The sequence below is a fragment of the Embleya sp. NPDC127516 genome (assembly GCF_044765325.1).
In the GTDB taxonomy this organism is placed as follows: Bacteria; Actinomycetota; Actinomycetes; order Streptomycetales; family Streptomycetaceae; genus Embleya.
This window is the reverse complement of sequence record NZ_JBIWJT010000022.1, coordinates 20,756-47,104: the sequence shown is the minus strand read 5'-3', so window position 1 is coordinate 47,104 and position 26,349 is coordinate 20,756. Positions and strand designations below refer to the sequence as shown.

Genomic DNA, 26,349 nt, shown 5'->3' with positions numbered 1-26,349 from the left:
AGAGGTAGGGCGGGAGCGCCGGTTCCCGAACGGCCGAATGCGACTCGTGGGGAGATCGCATGTGCCAAGGTTGTTGTCGAACCAGGGAGGGGGAGTCCGTGGGGGAGTATGTGGGGGGTGCCGTCGGCATGCCCGGCGACGGCTTGGGCCGGGTCGACGGTGTCGGCCGGGTGGGCCGGCACGCGCGGCCGGGCGGCAGTGTCGACGAACCCGCCGACCACCGAACACACGTCAACGGAGCGCCCGACGCGGGCCACGGGGGAGCGACCACGCCGACCATCGACAGTCGCACCGGAACCGGACGACACGCGGCCCCGCAAGCGGGCGTGGGCAGCGGTACGGGCCGGATCGCCGCAGCGCAGGCACCCGACCCCGAGATCAAGGGGCCACCACCGGAACTCAAGTTCAAACGCCGCACCAGCCTGATCCGAGGCGTCCGCGAACTGTGGCACTCGCGCGAACTCGTCCGCACGCTGGCCGAGCGCGACCTCAAGGCCCGCTACAAACAAGCCGTTCTCGGCTTCGCGTGGGCGATCATCACGCCCGTCCTGCTGATGGTGGTGTTCACCGTCGTCTTCCAGCGGGTGGGCAACCTCAGCGACACCGCGCACAAGTACAACGTGCCCTACCCGCTGTTCAGTTACCTGGGCCTCCTGCCGTGGACCTTCTTCATGTCCTCGGTGACCCAGGGTTCGTCGTCGCTGGTGTCCAACGGGCCGCTGCTGAACAAGGTCTACTGCCCGCGCGAGGTCTTCCCGTTCGCCACCGTGATCGTGGCCACCGTGGACATGCTGATCGCCTCCTCGGTGCTGGCCGTGCTCTTCGCGGCGTACACCACACCACCCGCGGCGACCAGTTGGGCGCTGCCGATCCTGCTGCTGATCCAATTCGAGGTCACCCTCGGCGTGGTGCTCGTGTTGTCCGCCGCGGTGGTCTACTTCCGCGACATCAGACACGTGCTGCCCCTGCTCATGCAGATGGGCATGTTCGCCACCCCGGTCGCCTACGGCATGGACCAGATCACCAAGGACTGGCTGCTCCCGTACGTGATCCTCAACCCGCTCGCCGCGGTGATCGACGGCTACCGGCGCGCGATCCTGTACGGACAACAACCCGACTGGGAACTCACCGGAGCCGCCGCCGCGTCGGCCACCGTGCTCCTGTTCGTGGGATACAAGATCTTCAAGAAGCTCGAGGCGGGGATCGCCGATGTCGCCTAGCCGCACCACGACCATGGCCGCGCCGGGCAAACCGGGAACCCTCCCGCTGGGCACCATCCAGGCCCAGCACCTGTGGAAACGCTTTCGCGCGGACAGCCAGCGCATGCTGCTGCGGGACAACCTCGGCCGGATCGCGCGCAAGCTCTCCGGCCGCGACCAGGCCGACTGGCGCTGGGCCTTGCGCGACATCCACATCCACATCGACCCCGGCGAGGCGGTCGGCCTGATCGGCTCCAACGGGTCGGGCAAGTCCACGCTGCTCAAGATGCTCACCGGCGTGATGTACCCCTATGCCGGCCGACTCCAGGTGCGCGGCCGGGTCGGCGCGCTGATCGAGGTCAGGGCGGGCATCCACCCGGACCTGACCGGGCGTGAGAACGCCTTCCTGTACGGCTCGTTGCTGGGTCTGAAGCGGGCCGAGGTGGCCAAGCGGTTCGACGACATCGTGGACTTCGCCGAGTTGGGCACCGCGATCGACCGGCAGGTCAAGTGGTACAGCTCCGGCATGCAGATGCGGCTCGGCTTCGCGGTCGCCGCGTTCCTGGAACCGGACGTGCTCCTGGTCGACGAGGTACTCGCCGTCGGCGACGCGCTGTTCCAGCAGAAGTGCCTGGACCGGATGCGGGTGGTGCTGGAACAGGGAACCACGCTCGTCCTGGTCTCGCACGACCTCGCGTCGGTCGAGTCGATCTGCACGCGCGGAATCTGGCTGGAACAGGGCGAGATCCGCACCGACGGACCGATCCGGCAGGCGCTGCGCGGATATCGCGACAGCGTCGAGGAGGAGACCGAGGCCCGCACCCGCACCGACGAGGCGATCCGGACCACGTACGTGGACGTACGCGGCGTGGAGACCGCCGGCCCCACCACGAACCGCTCGATGGTGGTCGAGGCGGACTTCGCGGGTGACTACCGCGGACCCGCCACGGTCCACATCGGGGTCACCGAGGGCACCGCCAGTCCGGTCTTCACCACCCGGCGGGACGTGCAGTTCGGCTGGTCGGGCAACCGGGTCAAGTGCACGCTGGACCGACTGCCGCTGCCGCGCGGGCGCTACGCGCTGTGGATCGGGGTGTACGACCGGGACGGCCATCCGCTCACCGCGTGGCATCCCGCGAAGCAATTCGACGTGGCCGGACCCGAGCTGGACACCCCGCCGCGCGCGGTCGTGCTGGCCGCGCCGGTGTACGTCGACCACACCTGGGAGGGGTGAACGAGCGTGCGCATCCTGGTGTGTCCGCACGACATGCAACTCGGCGGCAGCTCGATCAACGCCGTGGACCTGGCCCGCGCGGTGCGCGACCTGGGCCACGAGGTGTGGGTGATGGGTCGTCAGGGCCCGCTGCGGCAAAGGGTCGCCGCCGCCGGGCTGCCGTTGCTCGCACTGCCCGAGCGGGCGCACGTGCGGCCCTCGCCCGCGGTTTCCCGGACGATCGCCGCGGCGGTGCGCCGCCATCGGATCGACGTCGTGCACACCTACGAGTACTGGCCACTGGTCGAGGCGTTCCTCGGCGCGTTCGTGCCGCGCGGCACGCCGGTGCTGGGCACCGTCATGTCGATGGGCAGCCTGCCGCCGTACTTCCCGCGCACCGGCGTTCCGCTCACCGTGGGCTACGGCGAGCTGTACGAGGAGACCGGCGAGCTGCGCGGCCTGGAGGGCGCGCGGGTGCACCTGCTCGAACCGCCCGTGGACACCGCGATCGACCACCCGGTCACCTCGGCGGTCAACGGCAGCGCGCCCGACGTCGACGTGGACGCGTTCGCCGCCGAGCACGGGCTGCTCAAACCCGCGCCCACGGTGGTGATCGTGTCGCGACTGGCCAAGCACCTCAAGCAGGAACACCTGGAGCGCACGATGGACGCCGTGGCCCGGCTGTCCCCGGAGGTCTCCGGACTGCGCCTGGTGATGGTCGGTGGCGGCTCCATCGAGGGTGAACTCCAGGCCAGGGCCGCCGGGCTGAACGCTGCCCTGGGCCGGCGCGCGATCGTGCTCACCGGCGAGATGGCCGACCCGCGCCCGGCCTACGCGCTGGCCGACATCGTGGTGGGCATGGGCAGTTCGGTGCTGCGCGGGATGGCCTTCGGCAAGCCCACCGTCGTGGTCGGCGAACAGGGCTTCAGCAAGCCGGTGACACCGGAGACGATCGGCGACTTCGACGCGCTCGGCTTCTACGGCCTGGGCGCGGGCCGGGAACCGGTCGAGCGGGATCCGCTGGTCGGCCAACTCGGCGCGCTGCTGCGGGACCAGGCCGAACGCGAGCGGATCGGCACCTGGTCGCTGGACCTGGTGCACGAGCGATTCGCGCTGGAACGCCAGGCCGAGCGAGTGGTCGAGTGGTACGAACAGGCCCGCACCGAACGGCCGGTCGTGCGCGGCCGGGTGGGCGAGGCGGTCCGGGTCGGCGGCCGACTGGTCGGCTTCAAGGCGACCCAGCGCGGCCAGGCCCTGCGCCGGCGGACCCGCGACCGGCGCGGGACCGCGACCGGATGAGCGAGCCGACCGGCCTGACCATGCTGCATGTCGGGGCGTTCTCCGGCTCGGTGCCGGCGCTGCGCCGGGCGCTGGCGGAGCGCACGGCGGTGCGGGCGCACGACTTGATGCCGCTGGCCCGCGCACCGGGCCTGGCCGGCGCGCGGCTGCGGGCCGTGCGCGAGGCGCGCCGGGCCGGAGCGGGGACGCCGTGGACCAAGACCGACGCCTGGACGGCGGCGCTGGACCGACGAGTGCGGGCCCGAGGGCTGCTCGGTGTGCGCGACCCGGTGCTGATCGTGCAGACGCTGCCCGCGCTGGTGCCGCCGGCGGGGGTGCGCTACGGCGTGTACACCGACCGGGTGGGCCTGGAGGGCGCGGCGGTCGGCGGTATCCACCGATCCCGTTACACGGCAGGGTGGTTGGCCCGGGAGCGACGGCTGCTCCTGGGCGCGCACCGGGTGTTCGTGATGGGCCCCAGCACGGCGGACGTGCTGGTCACCGAGTACGGCCTGGCGCCGGACCGGGTGCACGTGGTGGGCGCGGGCACCAACGTCGACCCGGCCGCGGCGGACCCCGGGCCGCGCGCCGCGGATCCGCCCCGACTGTTGTTCGTGGGCACGCAGTGGGAGCTCAAGGGCGGCCCGATCCTGCTCGAGGCCTTCGCCCGGCTGTACGCGCGCGACCCGCGCCGGCGGCTGACCCTGGTCGGCAGTGGCCCGGACGGCCCACCGCCGCCCGGGGTGCGGGTGCTCGGCCGGGTGCCGCACGCGGCGATGGGCGCGGCGTACGACGCGGCGGACGCGGTGGTGATCCCCACGCACATGGAGGCGTTCGGGATCGCCCTGGTCGAGGGTCTGACCCGGGGCCTGCCGTGTGTGGCCTCCACGGTCGGCAATCAGCCGTGGATCGTGGGCAACGCGGGAATCACCGTGCCGCCGGGGGATGTTGACGCGCTGACCGACGCTCTGGCGCGGCTGGGCACCGACTACGCCGGCTTTCGCGACCGAGCGCTCGCGCGAGGCGTGGAACTGCGCGCGACGATGACGTGGCCCGCGGTCGCCGATCGCATCCTGGCCGAACTCGGCAGGTAACGGGTAGTTGACAGCCGGCCCCCGCGCTGTCTGGGATGAGGGGCCATGGAGACGCTTTTCGAGCACGCGGGCGGACACGAAGGTCTGCGCCGGTTCATCGACATCTTCTACGGCAGCGTCCTGACCGACCCGCTGCTTCAGCCCCTGTTCGGCGCGGGACGCCCGGAACACGTGGACCACCTGACCGCCTTCACCGCCGAAACCTTCGGCGGCCCGGACGACTTCAGCCGGAACATGGGCGGCTTCCCGCATCTGATCGAGGTGCATCGCGGCCTGCGGATCACCGAGGAACAGCGCCAACGCTTCGTCGACCTGTACCTGGCCGCCGCCGACGCGGCCGAACTCCCCGCCGACGCACCGTTTCGGGAGGCGCTGCGCTCCCACGTGGAGTTCGGTACGCAGGTGGCCAAGCAGAACTCGCACGCCGAGACCGACGAACAACTGCACCCGCTCCGCGAAGTCCCGCACTGGGACTGGCCGGCCACCGGCTGACCCGCGCGCCGACGCGGCCTGCTCCGACCCGAGCCGGTCCGGCTCGGGCCCGTTCGCGCAACCGGGCGCGCGGTCGGGCCGGGCCGGGTCGACCGCCCCCCGGCCCGGCCCCGCCGTCCACCTACCCCCGGCGACGTCGCAGCGCCGCGCGCTCGTAGACCTGGGCGAAGCCGTCGAGCATGTGTTGCCGGGTGAAGCGCGCCAGCACCCGTTCCCGGCTCGCCGCGCCCATTCGGGCTCGCAGCGCGTCGTCGGTGAGGAGTTCGCGGCACGCCATCACCAACCCGCCCCGGTCGCCCGCGCGCAGCAGCCGGCCGGTGACCCCGTCCGCGACCACGTCGGTCACGCCGCCCACCGCGGTGCCGACCACCGGTACGCCCGCCATCATCGCCTCGGCGACCGCGAGCCCGAAGCCCTCGTAGTGCGACGTGGACAGGAACAGGTCGGCCGCGTCGAACGCGTCGCTCAGCCGCGCCAGGGGCGGGACCACCCGGACCTGCTTCCCGACGCCCAGCTCCGCGATCAGCGCCGGGACCTCCGGCTCCTGACGACCGATCACCAGGAACACCACGGGCGGACCGGCGTCGCCGAGCTTGCGCACCACGTCCGCGCCGACGCGCACCATCAGCGGGATGTTCTTCTGCGGAGCCCGGCCGACACCGACCACCACCAGCGCCTCGGCCGGGATGCCCAACTCGGCGCGCAGCGCGACCCCGGCCGCCGGGTCCGGTTGATGGACCGGGACACCCAACGGCACCAGGGGGATCCGCTCCGGCCGCCACCCGACGATCGCCGCCGTGGCGTCCCGGACATGGGTCGAGTGCGCGAACGGGCGGAAGCCGGCGGCCTTGACCATGCCGACCTCGATGCCGTTGGTCAGCCGCGAGTGCAGACCGTCCTTGAGCGGCTCGTGCACCTCCAACACCCGGGGGAGCCCGGGGGAGCCGAGGGCGGCGGGCAGCGAGAGCCGGGCCGTTCCGCTGTGCGCGTGCAGCACGTCGGGCCGCAACTCGCGGACGCGGCCCGCGATCCGCATCCCGAGCCGGATCTCGTCCGGCGGCCGGGTGGGACCCTCGTGGTCGAGCGAATGCACCGTCACATTCGGCCCCAACTCGCCGAGTTCGTCCTCCTCCCAGGCCGGCCTGGCGATGATCGCGTGACAGTCGAAGCGCTCCGGGTCGAGCCCGGCCAGCACCTGTCGGCTCACCTGCGGGATCCCGCCGCCGACGCTCAACCGCCACACCACGTGCACGAGCCTGATGCGGTCCTTCACGCTTCCCCCCGAACCGGCCGAGACCGGCGATCCCGGACCCGGCGGGCCGCGGACTTGGCGCCCAGCAGCGCACCGCCCGGCCCGCGGGCCACCAGCCATGTCGTGTCGTAACGATCCGTCGCACCGAACCGGTGCTTGAACTCCTCGGCCCCGCGCAGGAAGTCGAAGGTGCGCACGTCGCGCGCGGCGAGTGCGGTGAGCGTCTCGTGGAAGAGCACCGTGCCCAGGCTCGCCTTCGCGTACGCCGGGTCCCAGCCCAACTGGTAGTAGGCGAAGGTGTCCTGCCACAGGAACCCGTACAGGATTCCCACCGGCCGGCCCGCCGGATCGCGTGCGACCAGCGCGCACGGCCCGCGACCGGCGTCCGAGCGCGCCGCGAGCGCCGCGTGCAGCGGGCGTCGGGTCGCGTCGAACGCGCTCGATCCGCCGATCGCCTCCCGCCGCGCCCGGTGCAGCCGCAGCAGTTCGTCGAAGAGTTCGGCGGTCATCGCCTCGGGCGGCACCCACGTGAACGTGACCCCGTCCTCGGCCAGCCTTTTGGCCTTGCGCCGCACGCCCTGCCGGTGCCGCGCGGAACCCAGCGCGGCCGGGTCGGCGGGCATCACCGGGCACGCGGTGCGCTCGATCTCGCGCGCGCCGGGCGGCAGGAACGGATCACCGGTCGTGGCGTCCAGATGCGGGAAGACCATCGTGCGCCGCCGGGCGAGCGAGGCCAGCCACGCGCGGACGTCCTGATGCCGGCGCGGATCCACGGCGAACCCGCAGTGGTCGGCGGCGCCCGGCCCGGTGCCCAGCAGCGTCCAACTCGACACGCCGCCGGGCAGCCGCGGGTGCAGCCGCTCACGGGTGCGCAGCAGCGGCACCACCGCCTCGGCGCCGCCGTCCTCGGCGCGCCACACCGCCACCACGACCCGCCCGGCCTGGTCCCGGCCCAACGACTCGGTCCAGCCCAACACCCAATCCGGCGTGGTGAAGTACGACGTCCCGGGCGTCGCGGCGACCAGCGCGCGCCAGGACGGAACCAGTGCCGCCAACTCGCCGGGCGAGCGCAACAGCGTGGGCAGAGCAAGCACGGTGATCCCCCCGGATCTCTCCGTCGATCGGACCCGTCCCGCCGGCCCGAACAACCCGCCGATTCAAGCAGGTCAACGTCCGCCGCGCAGCGCGTGTACGGCCGGATGCAGCCCGGACAGGATCGTCGCGAACCGGTCGGGACGGGTGTTGGACCCGACCCGCAGGCGGGAGATTCGCAGCGGATGGTCGGGCAACCGGGGCCCGAGCCGGTGATCGAAGAGGAACGCGGTGCGGTAGCCGAGTTCGGCCAGCAGTCGTTCGGCCCGCACGTCCCAGTTCCCGTTCGGATACGCGAACGAGCTCGGTGCGCGACCGAGCAGCGTGGTCAACCGCTCGTGCGCGTCCACCACCTCGGCCCGCACGTCCGCGTCGGCGCAGCGGTCCAGCAGCGGATGCGTGAGCGAGTGGTTCTCCACCCGCACCCCGCCCGACTCCAGGGTGCGCAGGTCCGCGCCGGTCAACTGCGGGGTGTCCACCGCCTCGTGGCCCGCTCGCAGCGCGGCGAGCAGGCTCAATCGCCGTTCCTGCGGCACCGTCTTGAGATACGCCACCCATCCGCTCGGCGAGCGCTCCGGCTCCCCGGCCACCCGTGCCCCTGCGGCGACCAACCGGTCCGCCTCGTGCCACCAGAACGGCGTACGCGAGTCGATCGCCGACGCCACCACGTAGGCCACGCCCGGGACGCCGCGCTCGCGCAGCAGCGGCAGGCCGTGCTCCAGGATGCTGCGCTCACCGTCGTCGAAGGTCAACAGCACGGCCTTGGCGGGCAACGCGCGCCGCTTCTCCAGCGCCGACTCCACCTCGTCCAGGGACACCGGCCGGGCGACCCGACGCAGCCGGTCCAACTGCCCCGCGAACGTCGCCGGATCAGAGATCCCGTGGTACCCGAGCACCGCCAGCCGCAGCCGGGCACGGCGAACGAACCACACCTGCGCCGGAGACCGCCGCAACAAAGCGTCGCCCCCGGCCCGTACCGACCCCACCATCGAACCGCCCACCCCAGCCTCCCCAGCCACGCGGCTCCCGCTGCCGGAACCGTAACAGCGGGGTCACCTCCCGTCAGCCGGTCACCGAACGTCCGCCCGCCGGTCACATCCGGGCAAGACCACGGACCCCGGATATCGGGGAACATCACGCACGACTCGTGGACGGATTGCGAAACACCCTTCACGCGTGACCCATCCGGCCTAATCTGGTCGGCGGGCGACTCGTGTCCCAACCGTGTGGGGGCGGAGGGCGCCGGTCGGGCACAAACGTTCCGATGCTGCTCACATCGGGACCGCGAGGTGGGGGCCGGGCGATGGTCAATCGTGCATCGACCCTGCGCGCCGAGGAGATCGAGGTCGATCTCGCACGCGCGTGGGACGAATTGGTGGTCGGGCGGGGGGTTCAGGCAGACGTCTTCGACACCCACGCCTGGGCGTCGTCGTGGCTGGCGAGCCGTCCGCATCGGGCCGAACACGTGCGCATACCCGGTGTGTTCGACGGTGACCACCCGCTGGCCCTGCTCCCTCTGGAGTTGGACTCGGCCGGCCGCGCGCACGAACTCGGGCGCGGCCAACGCGAGCGGACACGTGTCGTCATCGGCACCACCGACCCGGAACCCGCCGTGCTCCACGAACTCGCGGCGGAGCTGCGCCGCGGCGGCATCCGGGAACTGACCCTGTATCGAATGGCCGGCCGCGACCCCGCCACGCACGCCCTGCTGGACGCGCTGCGCGAGGCGGGCTACGCGGTGGACGTGCGCGAGCGGATGACCGACATGATCGAGACCACCACCGACGGTTGGTCCGCCTACCGGGCCCGCCACCGGGGCTTCGACAGCGCGGTCGGGCAGACCACCCGCCGGGCCGGACAACTGTGGAAGTTGCGGGTCGCCGCGTTCGGCGCACCGGGCACCCCGCCGCTCGCGGCCGGCCTGGCCGACCACGAGGAACTGTTCGACCTGAGCTGGAAGGGGCGGCTCGGCGCCTCGCCCGAACGCCGCCGACTGCTCACCCACGCGCTCGACGCGCGCGGCATGGCCCGGCTGTACGTGCTCTACGCCGACGACCGCGCGATCGCGTCGTGCCTGGGCGTACGGATCGGCCCGGTCGTGCACTGGCACACCGTCGCCTACGATCCGGCGGCCGCGATGCTCTCACCGGGCAACGTGGTGCACTGGCGCGCCCAGGAACTGGCCTTCGCGGAGGGCGGATTGACCCTGATCGACCTGCTGCCGGGAGCCAGCCCGCTCAAGGACCGGATCAGCACCGAAAGGCCCCCGCTGCTGGACGTGTGCGCGGCCCGGGTACCGCGCCGGGTGTTGCCGCTGCTGCGCGGCGCCCGCGAGGTGCAGCGCGCGGTACCGATCGCCGCCCGAGCCCGGGTCCGCGGCCTGCGCGCCCGGGCGACGGCGAGCGAACCCGGCACATCCGGCATCCCCCGCCGGCTCGAGGCCAGACCCGCGACCGAGGTCCCCGCCCTGCCCAGTCCGGAACTGATCCTGGACCAGCCCACGTTGCGCCTGCTCACCGTGGCCTGCGCACGCAGGGGCCCGCAGGAGATGCGCGCCGAATGGGGCCCGCACGACCGCTGGTACCGGATCGGCGCCGCTCCGCTGGCGGTGGCCCGGGTCGATACCGGCGAAGTCGTTCCCACCCTGCGCGAGGTCGTGCGCTACGACCCGACCTACACCCTGGAGGCGATCGCGCTGATGCTGGCCGACCTGCTCGCGTCGCCCGTCCGCTATCTGGACGCGGTGCCCGTGCGCGACCCGCGCCTGCGCTGGCCCCGCGCGTGGGGACCGCCCACGATCGAACCCGCCGCACCGTCGGCCGCCGCCGTGTCCGCCATCGCGAGCGCGCGCACACGCGGTGCGCTGAGCCGTGCCGAGGGGGCCTGATGCGGGCCCGCCCGATGCACCCCCTGGAGATCGACACCGCGTTCGCCGCGTCCTGGGACCGGCTCGTGGCCGCGCGCGGCGTACACGCCGACCCGTTCGACACCCACGCGTGGTTCGCCTCCACGCTGCACGGCCACCACGACCCGCTGGACGACATCCGCGTGGTGTCCGTGCTCGACGAGGCAGACCAGCCGCGCGCGCTGCTCCCGCTGGAGCGGATCGGCGCCGACCGCTGGGGCGTGTTCTCCGCGCACCGCCGACCGCGCAGCCACGTGGTCGTACACCCCGACGAACCGCACGGCGCCGACTCGATCGCCGACGCGCTCGCCCGCACCGGCATCCGCGAACTGCGCCTGCACCGGATGCCCAGCCGGGACCCGGAGACCCACCGACTGATCGCCGGGCTGCGCGCGTGCGGCTACACCGTCTCCGCCCGAGAGAAGGCCTGCGACATGCTCGCCGGCGTCGAAGGCGGCTGGGCCGGCCACAAGGCCCGGTTCCGCAGCTTCGACCGCTACGCGCACCGCTTCGCCGCCCGGGTCCGCGCGCACTGGGAGCTGACCGTCGACGAGATCGGCGGCGCCGGACGCACGCACGAGCGCGACCTCGACGCCGGATTCGCGATCTACACCGACCTGTTCGCCCGCAGTTGGAAGGGCCCGCTCCAGCCCGCCGCGGCGGACGCACGACGCGACCTGATCGCCCGCGCCGTGCGGCACGACTGGGCACGGCTGTACATCCTGCGGGTGGACGGCGTACCCGCCGCGATGCACCTGTGGTTCCGCCTGGGCGACGTGGCCACCTGGCACTCCACCGCCTACGACGAACGCTTCGCCGCCCTTGGCATCGGCACCGTCGTGCAATGGCAGGCCCAGGAGCGGGTGTTGAGCGAACCCTGGCCGGCCGGCAGCAGCCCGCGCCTGGTCGACCTGATGCCCACCCGCACCCCGCAGAAGTTGCGGCTGGCGCCCGAACGACCGGCGTTGTGGGACATCGAGGCGGTCCGCGACCGGCCCCTGCTCGCCGCCACACTGCCCGCGCGCGGCTTCGCCCGGGCCACCCGGATGTCGGTCGAACAACATCTGCGGGTCCGTCGCGCCAAGTCCGCCGGCCCCGAACCGACCCTGGTCGCCGAGACGGTGATCGCGCCCGCGATCAACCCGCAGGGCGAAGCCGGCCACAAACTCGACCCGGTACACGAGGCCGGCATCGAGGACAACCGCCCGATCGCCCTCGCCTGCGGCTACCGGGGCACCGACGTGGTCGACGCCGGCCGAGCCCGGGGCGAGACGTGGTGGCTGGTCGGCGAACAACCGCACACCCTGGTCCACCTCGGCGCCGACCGCACCGTGCACACGATCGCCGCACTGGGCACCGACCGCGAGCGACCGCACTCCCCACACCCCGACGAGGCGGCCCGCAGCGTGGCCACCGCCCTGGGCGAGACCCTGCGCCTGTACCCGCTCGACCCCGCCGGCACCCCCGGCACCCCGCTCCGCCAGGAACCCGAACCGGTCCCGTGGCCGGTCGCCCGCACCGCTCCCACTCGGCTCACCTCGAAGGGCACCACCCGATGACCGCCATCAGCGGCGACCGCGTGCGCGCCACGCTCAAACGCGGCCTGGCCGCCACCGCCCTCGCCCGCGAGCCCGCACCCGGCGCGACGCTGCTCATCTACCACCGGGTCGGCGGCGGCACACGCGACGAACTGGACCTGCCCGCTGAGGCGTTCCGCGCCCAACTCGATCTGCTCCCGCGCGCGCACGTGGTTTCGCTGGACACCGCCGTGGACCGGCTGGCGGCCGGAGACCGCACGCCCTCGATCGTGCTCACCTTCGACGACGGCTTCGCCGATGTGTACGCCAACGCCTGGCCGGAACTTCAGCGCCGAGAACTGCCGTTCACCCTCTACCTCGCCACCGGCTGCATCGGCGAACGCATGCGCTGGGAAGGCTCCACCGGCACCAGCGGCGGATCCCCCGCGCTGAGCTGGGACCAGGTGGCCGAACTGGCCGAATCCGGCCTGGCCACGATCGGCAACCACACCCACAGCCACGCCCGCCCCGAGGCGCTCACCGCGACCGAACTCGACACCGCCTCGGACGACATCGAGCGCCGACTCGGCCTGCGGCCGGCGCACTTCGCCTATCCGTGGGGCATCGCCGTCCCGGACATGGAACACGCGCTGCGCTGCCGATTCCGCAGCGCCGCCACCGGCGTGCTCGGCCGCAACCTCCCGGGCTGCGACCCGATCCGGCTGCGCCGGGTCCCGGTCCGGCGCACCGACCCACCCGCGTTCTTCCGCGCCAAACTCGGCGGCCGGCTCGCCCAGGAACGCGCCTACGCGGCCGTGGTCGGCCTGGGCAAGAAAGCCGGTGCGCATGCGTGAGCCGCGCGGTCCGGGCGGCCGACCCCTGCGGGTCGCGCACCTGACCACCATCGACATGAGCCTGGCCCTGCTCCTGCGCACCGAACTAGAGGAGGACGTCGCGGCCGGCTTCGAGACCTTCGGGATCAGCGCGTCCGGCCCCTACGTCCCCGAGGTCGAGGAACTGGGCGTCACCCACGTACCCCTGAACTCGCTCACCCGCGCCTGGAGTCCGCGCAGCGACGCCGCGGCCGCCGCCGAACTGGTGCGTACCCTGCGCCGACTGTGCCTGGATGTGCTGCACACACACAACCCCAAGACCGGGGTGCTGGGCCGGATCCTGGGCCGCGCCACCGGCGTTCCGGTGGTGGTCAACACCTGCCACGGCCTGTGGATCCGCCCCGGCGATCCGTGGGTCCGGCGCGCGTTCGTGCTCGGCACCGAGGGCATCGCCGCCCGCGCGTCGCACGCCGAGCTGTACCAGAACGCCACCGACCACGCCACGCTGCGCCGGGCCGTGCCCGGATGGCGATCGCGCGTGGTCGGCAACGGCACCGACCTGGCCCGCTTTCGACCCGATCCCGAGGCCCGCGCGGCCGTTCGGCGCGCACTGAACGTGGCCGAAGATGAACTACTGGTAGGCGGAGTCGGGCGGCAGGTCGCCGAGAAGGGCATCCTCGAGTACGTGGAAGCTGCCGGACTGCTCGCGGGCAAGGCCCGATTCGTGTGGATCGGACCCGAGGACCCGGACAAGACCGACGCGGTGTCCCGCGCCGTGCACGGGTCACAGGTCGAATTCCCGGGCGCGCGCGCCGACATGCCCGCCGTGTACAACGCGCTGGACGTGTTCGTGCTGCCCTCGCACCGCGAGGGATTCTCACGATCCGCCATGGAGGCCGCGTCCTGCGCGCTGCCCATGGTGCTCAGCGACATCCGAGGCTGCCGGGAGATCGGCACCCACGGCGAACACCTGCTCCTGGCACCACCCGGCGACCCTCGAGCACTGGCCGCCGCGATCGACCGTTTGATCACCGAACCGGACCTGCGCGCCGAACTCGGCGCCGCGGCCCGGCGCCGCGCGCTTGCCGAGTTCGACCAGCGCAAGGTCGCGGGCATCTCGATCGACACCTACCGGGCCGTGGCCAAGCGCCGCGGCCTGGGCTGGACTTGACGCACACAGTGGGCGACGACCGGTGAGGGAGACACCGCCGACGCCCGGAAGACGCCACAACGAACGCCACACCAGGGGAGGGGCATGGCATGCGACGACTGTTCGACATCACCGTGGCCGTGCTGGCATTGGTCCTATTGGGGCCGGTCCTGCTCGCGATACACGTGATGATCCGCGCGACCATGGGTGGGCCGGTACTGTTCCGCCAGACACGCAGCGGCCTGCACGGCCGAGACTTCGAGATCCTCAAGTTCCGCACCATGCACGACCCGCGATTTCCGGACGAACCAGACGCGACCCGCATCACCCGCACCGGACAGTTGTTGCGTACCACTAGCCTGGACGAACTACCGCAACTGATCAACGTGTTGCGTGGACACATGAGCATCATCGGGCCACGTCCGACGCTGCCGAGTCAGGTGGTGCACTACACGCGGCGCCAGCGCGGCCGGCTCGACGTGCGGCCCGGACTGACCGGCTGGGCCCAGGTCCAGGGGCGCAACGCGCTCAGTTGGCCGGTGCGGATCGAATACGACCTCTGGTACGTGCGCAACCGCAGCGCCCGGGTCGACCTGACCATTCTGTGGCGCACCATCGGAGTGTTGTTGCGCCCGACCGGGATCACCGCCGCCGGCGGGGTCAACCCGGGCTTCCCGGTGCCGGTGGCCACGCTGCCCGCGGAGGACCCGGGTCGGGAGGCCGCGGCCCGCCCCGGGGGCACCCGCTTCGACCGCGGCGAGACGTTCCCGCTGCCCAGACCCATCGTGTGGACCGCGCCGATCACGCACTCCCCGGTCGACCCGACCCGGATGTTGCCTCCGCAGCGGCCGGCGGGCGAATCGATGGCCGAAGAGGTCTCCTGAACCCGAGGCCGCCGTGCGCACGGATGTCCGTGCCCGATCGTGGGGATCGGGCACGGACATCGTCGCGTTCGGCCCGGGTCAGCCCGTGCAGTTCGCCTGCACCTGACCGGCCGCCAGATGCGCACCCGCGGTGCCGCCCCAGTCCACGCCGCGGGTGACCAGCTTGACGGCGATCCTGCCGTTGCTCACCGGGAAGGTGCCGGCACTGACCCAACGACCCTTGTTGGAGACCTGGTCGACGGTGAACTTGTCGTACCAGGTACCCGTCTTGTCGTCCTCCTTGCCGCGCAGCACGTAGTACTGCGCGGGATTGCCGCCCACGTCCCGGCCGTTGCCGGCGGGTACGTACACGCTGAGCTGACAGCGCCGGGTGGCCGAGCCGACGTCGAACCACCACAACACCCGTGCGCTCGTGTCGTCCTTGTTCTTGTCGCCGGACATCGGCACCGCGTCGAACCTGCCGTTGCAGCCGTCCTTGTTCCAGCCGCCGCTGCCCACGGTGTACCAGCCCTTGGAGCCGTCGCTGTAGCGGCCCACCTCGGCGAAACCGCTCGCGCCGCTGTTCGCGCAGCCGTAGCCCGAGACGCCGGTGAAGGTCTGCTTGGGCGCGAGCGAGCCGGGCTGCGCGGGCGGCGGGACGGCCGGCTTCGGGGCGGAACCTCCCGGCGTGGTCCCGGGGTTCGAAGACGTGCCGCCGCCGGGAGAACCGGAGAGCGGAGCGCGCGCGCCGGGCGTGGAGCCGCCGCCACCGAAGGTTCCGGTCGAGCCGCCAGACGAGGCCGAACCACCCGAATTGCCGGTTCCGGACGAACCGTTGCCGCCGGTGGGGTAGTCGGGCGGGTACGCCGAGCCGCCGGCGGGGGCGCCCGCGCCGGGTGCGCTGTTGCCCGGGCCGGGATCGCCGGGCGGAACGCCGGTGTCGCTCCCGGAGATCGCGGTGTTCTGCGGCGGCGTCGAGGCGCTCGGCGGCGTCACCTGGACCGGCTTGTCCTGCATCGGCGCCGCCTGCGCGACCGGCTTGCGGTGACCGCCGTCGTCACCACCGAACTCGATCGCCGAGGCGATGGTCACCACGGCCAGACCGGCCGCCGCGAGCGCCGGCATGCCCAGGCTCACCGTCCACACCCGGCGGCCGGGTCGCAGCGGCCGCCGGGGCGTACGCACCGAGCGCGCGAAGGCGTGCCCGAAGTCGGGTTCGGGGTTGGGGAGTTCGGCCATGTCGTGCCTTTCGGGTCGGTTCGGCCGCTCACGCCTGATCGGGCGCGGCCGGAACGAGATCGGGAAGGTCGGGCGCGCGCAGCGAGACCAGGTCCGCCGCGGTCACCTCGGCCATCGCGGAGATCCGCCGGGCGTGCCGCTCGGTCATCTCCTGGAAGGCCTGCCGCGCGGAGCGACCGTTGCCGAACCGCCGATCGCGCGGGACCGAGTCGAAGTAGGCCAACAGGCCCGCGCGGGCCGACTCGTCGAGGGTGTACTCGTACGCCGCGGCCTGGTGCTCGACGATCCTGACCAGGTCGGTGGAGGCGTAGTCCTCGAACACCACGGTGCGGTTGAAGCGTGAGTCCAGGCCGGGGTTGGAGTCGATGAAGCGGTGCATCTCGTCCGGGTAGCCCGCGACGATCACCACCACGTCGTCGCGGTGATCCTCCATCAGCTTGACCAGCGTGGCGATGGCCTCCTGACCGAAGTCGCTCCCGCCCGCGGAGGTGAGCGAGTACGCCTCGTCGATGAACAGCACGCCGCCGAGCGCCTTGCGGAACACCGCCGTGGTGCGCGGCGCGGTGTGCCCGACGTACTCGCCGACCAACGCGCCGCGATCGGCCTCCACCAGATGACCGCGCGTCAACATCCCCAGCGCGGCCAGGATCCGTCCGTACAGCCGGGCCACCGTGGTCTTGCCGGTACCCGGGTTGCCCGCGAACACCAGATGCCGGCTGAGCGGCGGCGGGGTCAGCCCGGCCTCCTCGCGGCGGCGCACCAGTTGCATGAGCTGCACCAGCGTGGCCACGTCGTGCTTGACCCGGGCCAGACCGACCAGGTCGTCGAGCTCGGCGAGCAGTGAGGTCAGATCCGCCGGCGCGGGGACCGGGTCGCCCGGCTCGGGCTCCCGCCCGGAGAGCGGCGCGGTCGCGGACGAACTCCGACCGGACACCGTTGTGTCCGCCACACCACGCGCGACACAGTCGGTGAACACCGCCGACGTGTCGTCCGGGTCCTCGATCGTGGCGTCGCTCGGGCAGTCCCGGAAGGAGCAGTCACGCAGGGTCGGTGCGGCCCCGGCGGCGACGTACACCGCCGGATAGGCCGATCCGCCCACCACGCAGTCGGTGAACTCGCCCTTGGCGCCGCCCTTGAGGAAGATGCCGTTCTTGCCCGCGCCGGTCAGCGAGCCGGACCGGACCACCGGCGCCGCGTCGGTCCACACCACCATCGCCGAACCCGCGCTGTCGGTCACCGCGCAGTCCTCGAACACGGGCGTCGCACCCTCGTGCACGACCACGCCGGCGGTCCCGGCCCGGGCCACCCGGACCCGGCGCAGCGTGGGCCGGGCCCGCGGACCCACCTCGATCCCGGCCCGCCCGGTGACGGTGAACGCGCAGTCCTCGACCCCGGCGTCGAGATCCTCCTCGAGCCGCAGCCCGGTGCCGCAGTGGTGCGCCGCGCACCCGGTCAACCGGGCGGTGCCGATGCCACCGAGGTGCATGCCGGTCATCTCGGCGGAGCGCACCAGTACCCCGTCCGCGCCGAGGCCGGCCGCGCCCGCGAGGCACAGGCCGTGTTCGGGGGTCGGACCCAGGACGACCGCGGCGAGCTCGCCGTGCGCGTGCTCGTCCAGGTGCACGGCGGTGAACGTGGTGTCCGCGACGGCGACCCCGTCCAGGCCGACCCGGGCCCGGCCGCGCGCGAAGACGCCGTTGGCGCCGGTGGAGCGGATCAGTCCGCCGATCACGTCCAGGCGGGAATCCTCGTCGGCGACCGCGCCGCTGAGCGTGGAGGCGACGATCTGGCAGTCCAGCACGCTCGCGTGGGCCCGACCGATCGCGGCCAGCCCGGAGGCGCCCGCGCGCTCGATCGCGGTGCCGCGCATGGTCAGCTTCGCGCCGCCGCGCACGAGCACCGCGTCCTCGCCGCTCTCGGCACAGCGGCAGGCGTCCAGGCCGAGGGCCGCGCCGTCCTCGGCGAGTACCGCGTTGCGCGCACAACGCAGGAAGGCGCAGCCGCGCACCTGCACGCCTGCCTGGTCCCGCACCTCCAGCCCGATCACCGCCTCGACGATCACCGAGTCCGCCAGGGTCACGCCGGCCGAGCCGGCCGCGAGCACGCCCGCGCCGTCCACGGAGAGCACCCGGCAGCCGGTCATCGCCAGCCGGGCCCGGTCCGACACCGAGACGCCGGCCACGCCGGCGCCGGATATTCGGCAGCCGCTCAGCCGGACCCGGGCGTCGTCGGCGATCGCCACCCGGCCACCCATGACGCGGCACTCGTCGAAGGCCACCTCGGCGGTGCCGGTGACGCGTACGGCCGGCGCGTCCGCGTCGGCGGCGATCAGCACGACGCCTTCGACGCCCGCCCCGGATCCGCCGCGCACGGTAAGCGCGACATCCTGAGCACCCATCAGGCGTACGCTGCCGGGCCCCTGTTCGGCGACCAGGACCACGGCGCGGTCGAGTACGACGTGTTCGCGGTATTCGCCGGGCGCGAGCAGGACCCGGGCGCCGTCAGGGGCGGCGTCGATCAGCTCGGCGATGGTGCGGCGCGCTCCCGCGCCCCGCGTGGCGCGGTCGCCGCGATTGCCGCGGGCGCCGCCGCGGTTGCCGAACACACTCACGGCTTGGTTCCGTTCTCGGGTGTGGGGTGCGGGAGGTACTTGTCGTTCAACCCGAGCCACCCCTGGAAGAGCTTGTTGAGCTGCGCGTCGATCAGCTTCTCGCCGAGCTTGATGCCGATGTCCAGGACTCCGGACTTACGCCAGAACCGGCCCGCCATGTAGGCGTCCACGCCGAACCTGAGGGCGCCGGGACCGAAGGCGCCGCCGGCCAGTGAGCCGAGCGCCGCAACGCCGCCGTAGGCGAGCGCGTCCAGGCCGTAGTGCTTGACACCGTTCTTGTCGCCGAACACCGCGGCGTTGATCGAGCCGTTGACGAACGCCACGAGCGGGTTGACCGCCAGGCCCAGGCCGAACTTGTACAGGCCCGACCGCCAGCGCAGCGCGGTGTCGAAGTTGGCCCAGTCGGTCTTCCAGTTGTCGCCGAAGTAGGGGTTGGTGTTGAACGGCTTGCCGAAGTCGTTCGCGGTGAGCCCGTCCTTGAACTGCTTGGGGGAGAACGAGCCGGGACGGAACTTGAGTTCGTGCAGGCGCGCCATCAGCCCGGCGAAGCTCGCGGACACCGCGGAGTTGAGGAAGATCCTGCCCCAGTCGGTGCCGGAGACGTTCCCGTCGTTGATCAGCTCGGTGATGATGCCGGCCAGCACCGAGAGGCCGAAGTCCTGGGTGAACTCCATGCCGACCTTGGTCCACACCTTCTGCTCGAAGGTCCATTCCCTGGTGCCGCGCAGCGCGTCGGGCGCACCCCAGTGCCGTCGGTTGGTGTCCGCGAGGCCGCGGTTGTAGCCGCGGAACTCGTTCAACGCGCCGTGGTGGTCCACGGCGCGTCCGACCAGCTTGAACCGCGAGTCGACGCCCGTGGCGCCGAGCTTGTCCGGGTGGGCCCAGGACTTGATCCGGTTGAGCACACCCGGGTCGGCGGCCGGCATCTTCTCGAAGATCTTCGTGGAGAAGCCCTGGTGCACCACGACGTTGCCGTCGGCGTCGTACAACCGCTGCTGGAGGTACGCGAGATCCTTCTCCAGGTAGCCGACGACGTTGCCCTGGTGGGTGATCGGCTCGAACGAGCGGATCTTCGCGCCGTTGCGGAGGTCGTCCCAGTGCCGGGTGTTCGGGATGCCGTCCGGGCCGACGCGGTATTCGCGGATCGCGTCGCCGCGACCCTCGCGGATGGTGTGGGTGACGCCGCCCACCTCGATCTCGTCGCGCCAGTACTTGCCACCGGCGTCGACGTGATTCACCGAATGCCCGCCGGGATGTGCCTGGATCTCCCCGGTGCGGGTCCTGACCGTGGTCGTGTACCGGTCCGCGGCTCCTCGTTCGATCACCGCGATCCGGCCGTCGCCGAGCGACTTGTGCTCGTACACCAGGACGTCCCGATCACCGATCCTGCGGAAGTCCTTGAACCCGTCGTCGAAGCCCTCGCCCCACATCTGCGCGCCGCCGCGGTTGGTCGTACGGAAGCCGGTGTTCTCCGCGCCGGGCAGCGCCATACCGTGCTCGTCCAACCGCTGCCAGGTGAAGCGGCCGTCGGGCCTACCGTCCATCCTCGCGTGCACGAAACCGCCGCTTTCGAGCGCGTCGCGGCGTTCGACGATCTGGCCGAATCGGTTGCGGTCCACCCAGGGCCCGGTGCGGCCCAGATCGCCCTGGTACTCGCGGACCGTGCCCTTGCGGTCGACGACTTCGCGGACCAGGACGCGCTCATCGGTCCCCGGGACGGTCTTGTAGTCGGCCCAGCGGCGATCCGCGCCGAACTCGCGCACCCCCGTCTCGGTGCCACCCACCTCGCGCCAGGTTCCGCCTCCGCCCGGAGTGTCGGCGGTGAACTCGATCCTGCGGCCGTCCAGCAGCACGCGACTTTCGCGCAGCAGCTCGCCGTTCAGGTTGAAGTCCTGCCACGTGCCGTCCAGGCGCTGGAAACGCACCGCACGCTCGATCGTCCCGTCGGCGGCCGTCCAGGAGACCTCCCAGTGCCGGAAGAGTCGGTCGTCCCCGGTGAACAGGTTCCCGGGGAAGTCCGGTTTGCCGGGGAAGAACGGAACGTTGAAGCGCTGCTGCCAGATACGGCGCGCCTTGAGCTCGAGATCGCCGAACTTCGAGAAGGTCGCGGACTCCTCGTTGACGTAGTTTCGCTCGATGTAGTGCTTGAACTGCTCGGTCGGCTGCACGCTCGGCTCGAACGTGTACTGCCTGGTGCTTCGCGCCTTGTCGGGTGCGGAGAAGAACTTCTTCCCCAGCCCGCCGCGCATCGGCGCGAATCGTTCGAAGGCGACGAGCCCGCGGTCGGCCACATCCTGCATCGCGGCACCGGCATCGCCCTTGACATGGGTGACCCGGGCCTTGAAGCCGAAGTTCGGATCGAACCGGAAGCGCAGCTCGCCCTGGGCCTGGAGCGTGCCGTTCGCCTCCCATTTGTGCCAATTCCAGTTCCGGAAGCCGGTCTTCTCGGTGATCAGGATCCCGCCGTCGAGCTGCGGGTAGAAGTCGCGCACCTTTCCACCGAACAGGTGACGGGCGTTGAGCTCGAAGACGCCGTCGATGACGTCATAGGCGGTGTTGTCCCAGCGGATGTAGCGCGTGCCGGAGGCGATCGGGCTGTGCCCGGCGGTCTTCTCGACCCACGTCCATTTGCCCGCGTGGTCCCGGAAGCCCTCGATCCAGTGCCCCTCGTGGGCGCCGGAGGGATCGCGCGTGTAGACGGTCGTGCCGTCTCCGTCGATTAGTCGACGGATCCCGTTGTCCCTGCCGTCGGGGCCGGCGGGCCATTTCTCCACCGTGCCCTTGCGGAACGGCATGTGTTCCCAGCCCAGGTCGTGGCCGACCGAGGCGCCCGCGGGGCGTACGTCCTGCCAGGTGAGGGTGACGTGATCGATGCGGCGGGTGGCGCCGGCGATCGGACCGCCGAGCGGGTACTCGAGCAGTCTGTGGTCGAACAGGTCGGGGCCGTCCCACTTCTCCCACGTGCCGCGCAGCCGGTCGGTCACCCTGAACTCGCCGGAGTCGGACAGGTGCTCGCCGACATGGGTGACCTTTCGGCCGCGTATGGCATTGCCCTCGACCTTGAAGGCGTCGTTCGCCCACACCTCGAAGTTGCGACCCGCGACGCCGGTCGGGCCGTCGAACACCTGGTATCGACCGTCGGCCAGCCGGCGTGCGTCGGCCTGTACGGCGTGCGTGCCGTCGGCTTGGCGAGGTCCCCAGATCTGGAAGTCCCGGGCCGCGTCGTCGACGCCGGAGACCCTGAAGAGGTTCTTGCCCGGGATGTGCGCGCCGTTCTTGAGCACGACCCCCTGGGCGTCCCAGATCTGGAAGCCCTGCGTCGGCCCGGTACGGGGGGCGTGGAACACCTGGTGGGTTCCGTCGTCGAGGGCGCGGGCCTCCCTGAGCACCGGGTGGGCGCCGCCGGCGGTGTTCGGTCCCCAGATCTGGAAGTCGGCGTTGTGCGGGTTGGTGACCTTGAAGTCGGCGGTCGCGGGCCGGTACTCGGCGCTTCTGAGGATGCTGCCGTCGCGGTCCCAGATCTGGAAGTCGGCGTTGTGCGGGTTGGTGACCTTGAAGTCGGCGGTCGCGGGCCGGTACTCGGCGCTTCTGAGGATGCTGCCGTCGCGGTCCCAGATCTGGAAGTCGGGGTCGGCCTCGTTGGTGACCTTGAAGTCGTCCGAGGCGGAACGGTATTCGCCGCGCTTGATGGTGGTGCCGTGTCCGTCCCAGACCTCGAAGCCCTGCGTCGGCCCCGTGCGGGGTGCGTCGAACACCTGATACGTGCCGTCACCGAGGGCCCGGCCCTGCCTGAGCACCGGGTCCGTGCCGTCGACCGTGTGCCGCGTTCCCCAGATCTCGAAGTCGGCGTTGTGCGTGTTGGTGACCTTGAAGTCACCCGTCGCGGGCCGGTACTCCGCGCTCTTGAGCACGCCGCCCTGGTGGTCCCAGATCCCGAAGTTCCGCGTCGGGTCGGCGCGTGGTCCGTCGTAGACCCGGTATGTACCGTCGGGGCGTGCGTGCGCGTCGTGGAGCACGGGGTGTTCGCCGTCCGCACCCCGCCGGCCCCAGATCTGGAAGTGTCCGCTCGCCTCGCTCACGACCTTGAAGTCGTCGGTAACGGGCCGGTATTCACCCCTGGCGAGGACCGGATGGCTGTCGTCGGCGCCGCGCGGACCCCAGATCTGGAAGGGGTCGGTGTCCTTCTTGGGCATGCGGTGTACCTGGTAGGTGCCGTCGGGGAGTCGGTGGGCGTCCGCGATGAGCGGATAGGTGCCGTCCGCCTGACGCGGCCCCAGGATCCGGAAGTCCGTATCGCCGATCCTTGGGCCGTCGAAGATCTGGAAGGTACCGTCGCCCAACCTGCGAGCGGTCTCCCGCACGACGTGGTTGGAGACGATGTCGCCCGTTCCCGACCCCCGTTCCCAGATGTGGAAGTTGTGCGCAGGGTCCATCGGGCCGTCGAAGACCCGGAACCTCCCGTTGCCGAGGTGCCGTGCGTCGGTGAGGACGGGATGGCTGCCGTCGGCGCCGCGCGGGCCCCAGACCTGGAAATCCTCGGACCCCACGTCGGTGACCTTGAACCGGCCGCTCTCGGGCAGGTGTTGCCCCTGCTTGAGGACGGTGCCGTCGAGGTCCCCCCAGATCCGGAAGTCCGAGCCGGCACCGGCGGGTCCCGCGAAGACCTGATAGGTGCCGTCGGGGAGGAGGTAACCGTCGTGGAGCAGCGGGCGGGTGCCGTTCGGGCCCATCGGGCCCAGAACCTCGAAGTGGTCCACGGCGTTCGGGCCGCCGAACCTGGCGATCGCGGGCTCGTGGGGCTGGGCGACCCGATCCTGTTGTTGCCAGGCGTACGTCTCGCGGGGCCTGGTGTCGTTGACGTGCTCCACGGGCGGGAGGCCACCGCGCAGTCCCGGCAGCTTGGCCAGGGCGTCGGCGACCTTCGGTGCCGCGACCGCCGGGTCTACGCCCCACGCCTTCAACGCCGCCGTGGCGTCCGCCAGTGCGAGCCCGGCGTTGGCCCGGGTCGCCGTGGCGATCATCAACTCGGCCCGCCCCACGCCGCCGCTGCTCTCGCCGGTGAACTGCCCGGCGCGCAGCGCCTGCTCGGTCGCGGCGGCCCGATCGAAGGCGTGTCGGGCCCGGGTGTAGTCATGCCACGCCTCCAGCCGTGAACCGGGCAGCGCAAGCGTGGACTTGCCACCGGGCCCGGGCCCCGTGGCCACGTCGTCGAGCACCTTGGCGACCAGATTGTCCTGCGTGGCCCCCAGGTGGGCCAGCGCGTTCGGGGGGAGTGGTGCGCGCCCGCCGCCGACGGTGTGCGAGGGCGCGGTGGGCGGCGGTCCGGGCGCGGGAGTGACCTGGGGCGGGTCGGCACGCAGCGGGATGCGTTCGCCGACGAGGGCCGACACGGTGTTTGTCGTGCCCCGACCACCCGCCAGGTCCGGGCGAACGCCGGCGCCGTTGCCGCCCGCGAGGTCGACCGGGGTGAACCGGGCCGAGGCGGCCGGGACGTGATCGGTGTTCCGGGGACCGCCGGCCAACAGGTTGAACGCCGTGTCCCGGTGCAGCGCGGAGACCCCCGGGCCGCCGGACCCCGCGGGCGGGACGGGTGGCGCCGGCGTCGACCCGACCTTGCCCGGTACGGGCGCCAGCAGGTCGAACACGTCCACCGCGGGCGCGGCCCCGCCGACCGGCGCCGTGGACGGCGAGACGGTCGACGTCGACCGTACGTCGAGCGGGCGGGTCGTGGTGCCCTCGGTGAGTGCCGTCGGCGGATGCGTGGACGTGGGCACGCCGGGCGAGGACACCGAGTGCGACAGGCCCGGGGTGTGCGTGGTGGTGGTCGGCGCGGGGACCTTGTTCGCGAGCGGGTCGGGGGCCGTCGCCACGAAGCGGTCCGTGCCGACGGTGGTCAGTGTGGTGTCGCCGTGGGTGAGCCGGCGCATCTCCGGGAGCGGGGTCATCCGTACGTCGTCGCCCAACCCGATCGCGCTCTTGGCGAACGACTGGCTGCTCTCGACCGCGCCGCCGATCGTGTGCGGCGTCATGGCGCCGAGGTTGAGGCCGTGCAGCGCGGACATGCTTCCGGCCTGGTTCAGCACGTCGTGCAGCGAATTCCACTGCACGTTCGGCGTTCCCACGTGGCCGACCGTGGTGCCCAGGGATCGCAGGCCCTCGTGTCCGAGCAGGGTGTGGTCGAAGGTGTACACGCCGAGCCCGTAGTGCGGGGTGTACAGGCCGCTCGCCGCCGGGACGAACACGGCGGTGTCGAACGAACTCCCCGCTCGCGCCACGCCGCCCGGGTCGAACACGCCGATGGACAGGTTCGGATGGCCCTTGAACAGCGCCAGGTCCTTGCCCATCGGCCCGCCGGGCGGGGCCAGGGTGGGGGTGTGCCCGCCGAGCTTGCCCGCGCCGCCCGCCGCCGCCGGCGGCACGCCCAGCGACGCGCGGATGAAGTCCTTCTGGCTGCCCAGGACACCGCGTTCCCAGAAGCCGATCTTCAACGCCCGGGACAGGCCCAGCTTGGCGATCTCGTCCCCGGCCACCGGCAGGATGATGCCCAGCGAGCCCCAGCCCTTGAGTTCGCCGAAGCCCTTCTTGGCCACGGCCCAACCGGTCTTGCCCACCCACACGATCGCCTTGAACGGCAGCACGAGCAACTTGCCGACCAGCGCGCCGCCCTTGAAGAGCAACGTGCCGGTGAGCAGACCCGCGTAGGCGAGCGCGAACCTCCAGCCGGCCAGGTTGAATCCCTTGAGCCCGGTGCTCAGCAGCGACAGCAGGTCGCCGGCGCCCTTGAACAGGTTGACCGCGCCCTTGCCGAGTCCCACCAGCAGGTTCTTCAGGCCGCTGAGCAGCGCGGGCAACAGCGCCTTGGTGGAGGGGAACAGCACGCCCAGGATGTTCAGGAACAACTCCAGGCCGGTGGCCTTGCCCCGGGCGAAGTCGGCGATGGTCTTGCCCAGCACGACCAGGTTGGCGCCGAAGGCCAACAGGCCCAACGGGCCGCCGAACAGCACGCCGAGCACGGTCAGCACGATCGTGAAGATCTTGAAGAAGTCCCAGAACTCCTCGGCGACCGTCTTGGGGCTGGTCTTGAGTGCGGTGGCCGAGGCCAGCGACTTGCGCGCCTTCTCGACCGCCTCCAGGTACATCGTGCGCGCCGTGGCCATGGTCGCCCGGGCCGCCTCCAGACCCGGGTCGTTCTCGGGCAGCGGGGCCGCTGCGTTCAGTGCCTCCTGGGCCTTCGCCTGGGCCGCGAGCAGGTCCGTCGAGTAGCCGGCCAGCGCGGTGCTCGCGAGCTGTGTGGCCTGGGCCAGCTTGTCCACGAACAGCTTGAGCTGGTCCTTGACGTGTGCGCGCAACTCGCCGGCCGCCTCGCCCATCAACGGCGCGCCCGCGCCCTCCTGGACCAGGCCGGCGAGTTTCGTGGAGGCGTCGCCGGCTTTCTTCGTCAACGCGGCCAGATATAGCGAGGCATCCGTGATCGAGGTCGGATCACCCGGCGTCGGGTCCGTCGTGTATCCCAGCTTTTTCAACGTCGTGGCATCGACATTGCGTGGCATGGGCCCTCCGGGCGGCGGTTCGTACGCGTCGGATGTCGCTGCTCGCGTGGTGGATGTCGCA

At 72.0% G+C, this 26,349-nt stretch carries 16 protein-coding genes; 10 read left to right on the top strand and 6 right to left on the bottom strand.

Annotation, left to right across the window (positions count from 1 at the left end):
* The first annotated feature begins 128 nt into the window (after window positions 1–128).
* From ACIRL2_RS34755 to ACIRL2_RS34735, 5 genes are read left to right on the top strand one after another with little or no spacing between them, the layout of a single operon-like run.
* A complete protein-coding gene (locus tag ACIRL2_RS34755; RefSeq protein ID WP_395859365.1) occupies window positions 129–1,220 on the top strand; it encodes an ABC transporter permease in 1,092 nt (363 codons plus the stop codon).
* Window positions 1,210–2,433 (top strand): ABC transporter ATP-binding protein, encoded by a 1,224-nt coding sequence (locus tag ACIRL2_RS34750; protein WP_395859364.1) that lies wholly within the window; start codon window positions 1,210–1,212, stop codon window positions 2,431–2,433. The genes ACIRL2_RS34755 and ACIRL2_RS34750 overlap by 11 nt, the downstream gene beginning before the upstream one ends.
* Window positions 2,434–2,439: 6 nt before the next feature.
* On the top strand, window positions 2,440–3,711 hold the full coding sequence (locus tag ACIRL2_RS34745) for a glycosyltransferase family 4 protein (RefSeq protein WP_402237563.1): 1,272 nt from the start codon (window positions 2,440–2,442) through the stop codon (window positions 3,709–3,711).
* Window positions 3,708–4,784 (top strand): glycosyltransferase family 4 protein, encoded by a 1,077-nt coding sequence (locus ACIRL2_RS34740; protein ID WP_402237560.1) that lies wholly within the window; start codon window positions 3,708–3,710, stop codon window positions 4,782–4,784. The genes ACIRL2_RS34745 and ACIRL2_RS34740 overlap by 4 nt, the downstream gene beginning before the upstream one ends.
* Before the next feature lie 45 nt (window positions 4,785–4,829).
* Entirely contained in the window at window positions 4,830–5,276 is a 447-nt protein-coding gene (locus tag ACIRL2_RS34735; RefSeq protein ID WP_402237557.1) for a globin, read from the top strand.
* 121 nt (window positions 5,277–5,397) lie between these two features.
* Here the strand turns inward: ACIRL2_RS34735 and ACIRL2_RS34730 are convergent, their stop codons facing one another.
* The 3 genes from ACIRL2_RS34730 to ACIRL2_RS34720 form a co-directional block, all read right to left on the bottom strand.
* Entirely contained in the window at window positions 5,398–6,549 is a 1,152-nt protein-coding gene (locus ACIRL2_RS34730; protein WP_395859360.1) for a glycosyltransferase family 4 protein, read from the bottom strand.
* Window positions 6,546–7,622: a GNAT family N-acetyltransferase gene (locus ACIRL2_RS34725; RefSeq protein ID WP_402237554.1), complete on the bottom strand. Its 1,077-nt coding sequence runs from the start codon at window positions 7,620–7,622 to the stop codon at window positions 6,546–6,548. The genes ACIRL2_RS34730 and ACIRL2_RS34725 overlap by 4 nt, the downstream gene beginning before the upstream one ends.
* 72 nt (window positions 7,623–7,694) lie before the next feature.
* Entirely contained in the window at window positions 7,695–8,621 is a 927-nt protein-coding gene (locus tag ACIRL2_RS34720) for a polysaccharide deacetylase family protein (RefSeq protein ID WP_402237551.1), read from the bottom strand.
* 302 nt (window positions 8,622–8,923) lie between these two features.
* On the opposite strand from ACIRL2_RS34720, the gene ACIRL2_RS34715 reads away from it, so the two are divergent.
* The 5 genes from ACIRL2_RS34715 (at window position 8,924) to ACIRL2_RS34695 (ending at window position 14,909) form a co-directional block, all read left to right on the top strand.
* Window positions 8,924–10,507, top strand: a complete 1,584-nt coding sequence (locus tag ACIRL2_RS34715; protein WP_402237549.1) for a GNAT family N-acetyltransferase — start codon at window positions 8,924–8,926, stop codon at window positions 10,505–10,507.
* Complete coding sequence (locus tag ACIRL2_RS34710; protein ID WP_402237547.1) at window positions 10,507–12,084, top strand: GNAT family N-acetyltransferase; 1,578 nt, start codon at window positions 10,507–10,509, stop codon at window positions 12,082–12,084. Before ACIRL2_RS34715 ends, ACIRL2_RS34710 begins: the two co-directional genes overlap by 1 nt.
* Window positions 12,081–12,896 (top strand): polysaccharide deacetylase family protein, encoded by an 816-nt coding sequence (locus tag ACIRL2_RS34705; protein ID WP_402237544.1) that lies wholly within the window; start codon window positions 12,081–12,083, stop codon window positions 12,894–12,896. The genes ACIRL2_RS34710 and ACIRL2_RS34705 overlap by 4 nt, the downstream gene beginning before the upstream one ends.
* Complete coding sequence (locus ACIRL2_RS34700) at window positions 12,889–14,046, top strand: glycosyltransferase (protein WP_402237542.1); 1,158 nt, start codon at window positions 12,889–12,891, stop codon at window positions 14,044–14,046. Before ACIRL2_RS34705 ends, ACIRL2_RS34700 begins: the two co-directional genes overlap by 8 nt.
* Before the next feature lie 89 nt (window positions 14,047–14,135).
* Window positions 14,136–14,909 (top strand): sugar transferase, encoded by a 774-nt coding sequence (locus tag ACIRL2_RS34695; protein WP_395859353.1) that lies wholly within the window; start codon window positions 14,136–14,138, stop codon window positions 14,907–14,909.
* A gap of 78 nt (window positions 14,910–14,987) precedes the next feature.
* On the opposite strand, the gene ACIRL2_RS34690 is transcribed toward ACIRL2_RS34695, so the two are convergent.
* The 3 genes from ACIRL2_RS34690 to ACIRL2_RS34680 are packed head-to-tail and all read right to left on the bottom strand — an operon-like array spanning window position 14,988 to window position 26,288.
* Window positions 14,988–16,127 carry a hypothetical protein gene (locus ACIRL2_RS34690; RefSeq protein WP_402237539.1) on the bottom strand — a complete coding sequence of 380 codons (1,140 nt, stop codon included), beginning with the start codon at window positions 16,125–16,127 and terminating at the stop codon, window positions 14,988–14,990.
* Between the two features lie 28 nt (window positions 16,128–16,155).
* Entirely contained in the window at window positions 16,156–18,738 is a 2,583-nt protein-coding gene (locus tag ACIRL2_RS34685; RefSeq protein WP_402237538.1) for a right-handed parallel beta-helix repeat-containing protein, read from the bottom strand.
* A complete protein-coding gene (locus tag ACIRL2_RS34680) occupies window positions 18,735–26,288 on the bottom strand; it encodes a hypothetical protein (RefSeq protein ID WP_402237535.1) in 7,554 nt (2,517 codons plus the stop codon). The genes ACIRL2_RS34685 and ACIRL2_RS34680 overlap by 4 nt, the downstream gene beginning before the upstream one ends.
* Between the last annotated feature and the right edge of the window lie 61 nt (window positions 26,289–26,349).